The organism is Mycobacterium sp. IEC1808 (assembly GCF_002101935.1).
GTDB lineage: Bacteria > Actinomycetota > Actinomycetes > Mycobacteriales > Mycobacteriaceae > Mycobacterium.
In genome coordinates this window covers 1-1,155 of the sequence record NZ_LQPV01000069.1, presented here as the reverse complement: position 1 = coordinate 1,155, position 1,155 = coordinate 1, and the positions used below count along the sequence as shown (strand labels likewise).

Genomic DNA, 1,155 nt, shown 5'->3' with positions numbered 1-1,155 from the left:
GGGGCTGTCAAGATAACTGTGTAAGATGTTGCGGCCGTTCATCTTTGGGTCATAGTGGGAGTCGGTCGGGGAATTGGATGGCGAAGGTGTTGAGCGCTTCGGTCCAGCGGTAGGTTCCTTGTCCTTGGTTACCTCGTTTCTGGTTGATGTTGCGGATCGCCAGGTATAGCAGTTTCATCGCCGCAGCGTCTGAGGGAAACGATCCGCGGGCCTTGGTGACTTTGCGCAGCTGATAGTTCAGCGACTCGATGGCGTTGGTGGTGTAGATGATCTTGCGGATCTCGACCGGGAACGCCAGGAAAGGCACGAACTCGGCCCAGGCGCGATCCCAGACGGCCACCGCACCGGGAGATTTGGTTTTCCACTGAGCGCGGAACTCCTCGAGAGCGAGTTTGGCGGCCTCTTCGGTGGGCGCGGTGTAGATCGGTCGCAGCGCGACGGCCATCTTGCGGCGGTCGGTGTAAGACGCGTAGCGCATCGAGGAGCGCAGCAGATGCACCACGCAGGTCTGGATCACCGCAGCCGGCCACACTGTCGCGATCGATTCGGGCAACCCGGTCAATCCGTCACAGCACACGAACAGCGCGTCGCGGCACCCGCGATTGCGCAGCTCGGTGAGCACTCCGTGCCAGAACTTGGCGCCCTCGGTTTGTTGGATCCAGATGCCCAGGACCTGCTTGATTCCGTCGATATCGACGCCGATCACGACGTGGGCGGCCTTATTGGCCACCACGCCGCCGTCGCGGATCTTGATGCGGATGGCATCGATATACAGGATCGGATACACCGGATCGACCGGACGCGATTGCCAGGCGGCGATCTCCTCGACCACCACGTCGGTCACCCGCGAGATCGTGGCTGCCGAGACACGTGCGCCGTAGACCTCGCCCAGATGCTCGGTGATATCGCGGGTGGACATGCCCCGGGCATACAGCGACAAGATCATGTCCTCGACCTGGCCCAGGCGGCGTTTGCGTTTAGGCACGATCGCGGGGCTAAAGGTGCCGTTGCGGTCCCGCGGAACTTCGAGTTCGACCGGCCCGGCCGTGGTCAGCACGGTTTTATGGCCGTGGCCGTTGCGGGAATTGCCCGAGCCGTGACCCGCCGGATCACCGTGCTCGTAGCCCAGGTGATCGGCGATTTCGACATCCAAAG

1 protein-coding gene is annotated in these 1,155 nt (G+C 62.3%); it reads right to left on the bottom strand.

The window, feature by feature from the left end; genetic code table 11:
- Positions 1-49: 49 nt before the first annotated feature.
- A partial coding sequence (locus AWB92_RS27810; protein ID WP_142282351.1) for an IS256 family transposase occupies positions 50-1,155 on the bottom strand: 1,106 nt, incomplete at its 5' end.